General features: G+C 34.8%; 7 protein-coding genes. 3 read left to right on the top strand and 4 right to left on the bottom strand.

The window, feature by feature from the left end; genetic code table 11:
• On the bottom strand, nt 1-736 hold a 736-nt coding region (locus AB7E63_RS13135; RefSeq protein WP_428419642.1), incomplete at its 3' end, for an AlbA family DNA-binding domain-containing protein.
• 438 nt (nt 737-1174) lie between these two features.
• On the opposite strand from AB7E63_RS13135, the gene AB7E63_RS13140 reads away from it, so the two are divergent.
• Complete coding sequence (locus AB7E63_RS13140; RefSeq protein WP_006340890.1) at nt 1175-1351, top strand: hypothetical protein; 177 nt, start codon at nt 1175-1177, stop codon at nt 1349-1351.
• A gap of 510 nt (nt 1352-1861) precedes the next feature.
• Here the strand turns inward: AB7E63_RS13140 and rlmF are convergent.
• The 3 genes from rlmF to AB7E63_RS13155 form a co-directional block, all read right to left on the bottom strand.
• Complete coding sequence (gene rlmF, locus AB7E63_RS13145; protein ID WP_006340892.1) at nt 1862-2743, bottom strand: 23S rRNA (adenine(1618)-N(6))-methyltransferase RlmF; 882 nt, start codon at nt 2741-2743, stop codon at nt 1862-1864.
• Nucleotides 2744-2821: 78 nt separating this feature from the next.
• Nucleotides 2822-3046 carry a hypothetical protein gene (locus AB7E63_RS13150; protein WP_006340893.1) on the bottom strand — a complete coding sequence of 75 codons (225 nt, stop codon included), beginning with the start codon at nt 3044-3046 and terminating at the stop codon, nt 2822-2824.
• A gap of 196 nt (nt 3047-3242) precedes the next feature.
• Nucleotides 3243-4331: a SpoIIE family protein phosphatase gene (locus AB7E63_RS13155; protein ID WP_036746096.1), complete on the bottom strand. Its 1089-nt coding sequence runs from the start codon at nt 4329-4331 to the stop codon at nt 3243-3245.
• A 131-nt stretch (nt 4332-4462) separates the two neighbouring features.
• Here AB7E63_RS13155 and AB7E63_RS13160 point away from each other — a divergent pair, with 131 nt between their 5' ends.
• Together AB7E63_RS13160 and AB7E63_RS13165 are read left to right on the top strand one after the other, a co-directional pair.
• Entirely contained in the window at nt 4463-4618 is a 156-nt protein-coding gene (locus tag AB7E63_RS13160; protein ID WP_006340895.1) for a hypothetical protein, read from the top strand.
• A gap of 278 nt (nt 4619-4896) precedes the next feature.
• Nucleotides 4897-5209 (top strand): DUF892 family protein (locus tag AB7E63_RS13165; RefSeq protein ID WP_428419643.1); only part of this gene is annotated, 313 nt, incomplete at its 3' end.

Genomic DNA, 5209 nt, shown 5'->3' on the forward strand with positions numbered 1-5209 from the left:
TTTTTTCAATAAATGCTAAGACCTCTCCTATTGCAAAAGGTAATCTTGATGTGAATTCCTGGCAGTCTATAATTTTTTCTTTTGTAATTCCTTTAAATCTCGCACATCGAATAAGAGCATCAGGAAAAAGAGTCAGGCGGTTGAGGCCAAATAATAACGTTCCCCCATTCGTATTAATAGATTTTCCTAAATGTTCAGTTAATATATTCAGAGCTTCCAACTGTTTCTTAGTCGGATATTTTTTAACAATTGCAAAAGCTTTTTCAATAGCCTCTTTATCCAGCACTCCTTTTGGAGAAGGCAATTCATCGTAAGCGCGATTTTCTGAGAAAAGCTTTAGAGAATTTAACATTTCATCATCGGCAATGCGATTTGTAGAGCCAAACCGAATGTAAACCCCATTTTTTGATCCTTCTGATTTCAAATAAAAGGGTCCAGCAGCATGAGGAACGCGTATGATGATTAACTCTCGATCTCGATAAGCATGAATCTCTATATCTGGAATGATTAAAGGGGCAACGCTATCGCTTATTGCATTAGCAATTCTCTCTTCTTCATGAAGCGAATTAGGAACTCCAACAATTTCTTTTGTTTTATCTTTTACTCCTATGAGCAATACCCCACCCGAAGTGTTAGCAAAAGCCACAACTGTTTTGACTATTCCAGAAAGAGATCTTGTGTTTTCTTTGAATTCCACGGTCTTGGATTCATTTTGTGATAGGTATTCTTCAATCATTTAGGCTGTCCTTTTAATCTTCTAACTAGGAAATTAACACGGAATAAAACGGAAGTCAAGCACTTCCGTTTTGATCACCGCTTTGGGCTTCTGCTGCTGGATACAATTTTCCAGTGAATTTTTAAGTCTTTAATAATGATAGAGTTGAAAATTTTTGAGAGAGGCTGAGCCAGTCAAAAGTTCGAAGTGTGCCCAGTAACTGGAAATTTGAGACTCAGGCAGTTACTGCTTTCGCTGTAACTGCCTTTTTGTTTTATGGCGCACTAATGGTGCATCCCCCATAAATAATAACACTATCTCTCTCTTCAAAAAAAAAACAGCCTGTGGTTAAAAAGTCTTTAGGCGAAGCTCAGGCTAGTCGACATAACCCTAATCAACATACTTGATAGTATAAGCCTTAGTAGTTTGCGAAAGAGGAGTATTTAAACTCTTAAGGATGTGATAGCTGCTGATATTGCCGAATTGCCAAAAGTGTCTTATGCATCCCTTGAAACACTCCAAAAAGCACAATTGCAAGCTCAATCTTTAATCGATAATAAAGTTCTTCTTATTGGCGATCTCGGTCATCTCGCCGATACCCCCTTAAAGCTCTTCGGTGGATTTAATTTTATTTAAAAAATCATAAAAAGGAAAAGATAGGGCGTATGAGAATACAATCGACTTAGCAATAATGCCGGCTAGTTTCATTGCATATATAAGAAAAAAATTCATTTGTATCTTTGAGTTTTTTAAAAAATTTTAACGATATATCAGTCTGAAAAAAAGAAACAAGGGGGATTTTTCATTTAAATAAGACATCCTAACGGTTGAAAGAACGTCCTTTTTCCATATGCCCGATTCTAATTGCCACTTTCTTACACATTTTCTAAATTGGCTCAAAGGAGAAGGTCATATCTTTTGAGATACCTTTTTTTAAAGAAAAATATAGGCTATTAATTTGAGAAAGTTGAAAACTCTTGAGAGAAGACAAGCCCAGTTAAAAGTTTGAAGTGTACCCAGTAACTGGAATCTTGAGAGACGAGCAGTTATAGGGAAAGTTATAACTGCCTTTTTTTCATGACACATACTCATGCACAAAATTCATCAGCAATGCAATTCATTTTTTTTCTTTGCAGTCTAGAGAATTTAGATAAATGTCCAAGCAACGATTCGGCTTTTCTTTTGCCCTTGACCCATATTTATCGTTCTAACTTCGAGAGGCTTCACCTTTTCTAATGCTTGATAAATGTTTGAAAGACTGCTAGCTTTTGAAACAAGAGTTGTAAACCACTTGCATTTAACGTGAATACTTTCTTCAATCATACGTTTTATAAATGCGACTTCTCCGCCAGGACACCACAACTCATTGCTTTGTCCCCCGAAATTCAATGCATCTGTTTTTATCCTTAAATTTTTCCACTTCCGTTTAGTTCCAGCTCTTGCTTCAGAAGGTGTGGCATGAAAAGGAGGATTACACATTGAAACATCGAATGCTGAGTTATCACTCAAAATCCCTTTAAAAACATTTGAGGAGGATTTTTGCAAGCGAATTTCGATGGCTTCTGTGAGGTTGTTTTGCTTAATTATTCCATTCGCAATCGAAATCGCTCGTGGATCGATATCTGTCCCAACAAAATTCCATCCATATTCTCTATATCCGATAAGTGGGTAGATACAGTTTGCTCCTACACCGATATCTAAGATGGAGATTTTTTTACCTTGAGGTATGATTCCTCTATTAGAAACACCAAGCAAATCTGCAATATAATGAACATAATCTGCACGACCGGGAATGGGAGGACACAAAAAATGTTCTGGTATGTCCCATGTGATGTTATAAAAGACTCTTAGAATGGCTTTATTGAGGATTTTAACAGCAATCGGATTGGTAAAATCAATCGATTCATTTCCATAGCTATTTGTCGCTACAAATTTAGCTAAATCAGAACAATTTTTTATGAGCAGCTTAAAATCATAGGGCTCTCTATGACGATTTCTAAGATGTAGTTCTGTTTTTAGCTCTGCCATTTTCTACTTAAAATTTAGCTTGTTTGTAGTGATTAAGCAATCTGTTGTACTTCAGCTTCACGCTATCTCTTTTGCAGCTTAGGCTTTTTTTACAGATTCTCGAATTTCATCAGCGATTTTTTGCATTTCGAGTACTATTTCATTTGTTGGAGTTAATCGTTTACATAATTTACGTAATCGAACACTCATTCTATTCAAGCTTTGCTTAGCTGAAGAGTATTCTTGCTGGCTCACCATTAATTCAGCATTCACCTTTGTGAGAGCTTCAATTTTTTGCTGCAATTCAGTAATTTCTATATCCATCTTTATCCTTAGTAAAACTTATTAAGTTTACATATTTAAAATGAAAAAGTCACGAGGATCTGCAATTTATTATTTAAAACATTTTACTTTGGAGAAAATGTCACATTTTATATTAAAAAAATGGTTCGCTATAGAAATCAAAATACTCTGCCCAATAGTTCCTCTTCCCTCGATCAGCAAAACCTGGAAATCTTTCTTAAGCAATGGACTCTGGAACAGTCATAAAAAAAACACTAATATCATCACTGTCGCTTGAATCTTCTCTCTTCAATGATTTTGAGCCTTTAGAATTCCCCTGAAGTAGTCGATTGAATAATTTTGTACCTAAATTCTCAGGTGTCGTCCCTTTTTCTAATAGGATGGATCTCAAGATATCTTTACTCATAAAATCGGTGATTCCATCCGTAACACCTATGATTTTGTCTCCTGGATGAACTTCAGTCAATCCCCTATGCATTTGACGAACATCACCAGCTAGCTCCGTATTCCGGGAAGGATCATCTTTATTCATGGATGTAATTTGCTCCAACCGACCATTTTTACGTAGGCAATATAAATCAGAATCTCCGACGGCAACATGAGCTAAGTATTTTTTCCCATCTGCTCCCGCAATTAATTGTGTGACAATCAAAGTGGAGGCATAGCCCTTCTCTTCAAATTTCTTACTTTGATCGCTAAGCAAAGATTCTAATTGTTTTTGACAAGCAACGGGACTTTCCGGATGAGAAAGCTCGCCAATCCTTTCATCAAACTCTTTCCAGAGATCTGTATATGCTTCTTGCTTAACAGCTGAAACAGCATGACCTGATCCATCAGCAATATAAGCTAATCCTTTTATTGGAAAGACTTTGGTAAAATCAATAATGCCACCCCTATCTTCTTTTGTCGGTACATGCGTAGTTCCTACATAACAAGAATAAGTACTCTTTTCTAAATGTAATACCCACGAATTCAGCAAGGGAATTTTTTGTATGCGGCTGCTTTGATTTCTTAGAGAGATTTTCGAATCTATTATTTTTATAGCGCTTATATTTTCTGCAGAGATTTCAGTCTTATGTTCATCTAGATAGTTTCTTACATTTTTAAGACTGGCATTTCCACGTCCAAAAAAAGCCAATAACCTGTCATACCAAGACACCTGTCTTCTATCTACTATTAGATTAAGTTCTTTTACTCCATTTTTACACTGAAGAATTAGAATAGGATGATTAATTTTTGGCTGATTCGTCCTATCCTGAGCTGCTATATAATAAGATTTCAAAACATTATTTAAATTCACCGTCATATTAACCTCTTTTAGCTAAAGCTTAATGTAACATATAGCTATTTTTTTTCCTTTAATTATTGTTGGTTTAATCTTCTTGACAAATTTATAAAAAATTTGATTAAAAAAAATAAAAACCAATGAGGTTTCAAATGATTCGCAAATTAAAATCTGGCAAATATCGGATCTATTCTTTGTCTGTAAACCCCAAAACAGGAAAGAGAAGAAATTTAGGGACTTTCGAAACGCGTGAGGAAGCAGTCAAACACGAAAGAGAAATTCAATACTTTAAAAAGCATAAAAATTAACGATGTAATACTCTCGGAAAAATGATGAAAACTAAATATTTAATCATCAATCACTTGGACTAATATAGCATGTTTTTTTTAAAAAAAATATGTCAAAATAATAAAAAATCAACTATCTTAAAAGGATAGGCAAGATTCCAATTCCAACATGCTAATATGATTAGCTTTTAAAGATAATTATATTAAACGCATAATTAAATCATTTTCCATTCTCTTTCATCGATCTAGTTATTTTCAAATTTATGTAGAAAGCATTTCTATATTAAAAGGAGGGAATTATGAAAAATCAAGATTTAACTCAATTGTTTATTGATGAGTTAGCTGATATGTATAACTCGGAGAATCAAATTTTAAAAGCCCTTCCTAAATTAATTAAAGCCGCCTCTCTTCCCGATTTAAAAGAAGCTCTGACAACACATTTGCATGAAACGGAAGAACAAGTTGAACGTATTGAAAAAATCTTTTCTCTCATGAATTTGCCAGTGTCTGATAAAATTTGTGAGGCAATGCGAGGCCTTATAGAAGAGGCCGATGATTTAACCCAAAATAAATCTAAATCTGCCACGCTCGATGCCGCTATCATCAGCGCAG

This window comes from Parachlamydia sp. (genome assembly GCF_050255895.1).
Taxonomy (GTDB): Bacteria; Chlamydiota; Chlamydiia; order Chlamydiales; family Parachlamydiaceae; genus Parachlamydia; species Parachlamydia acanthamoebae.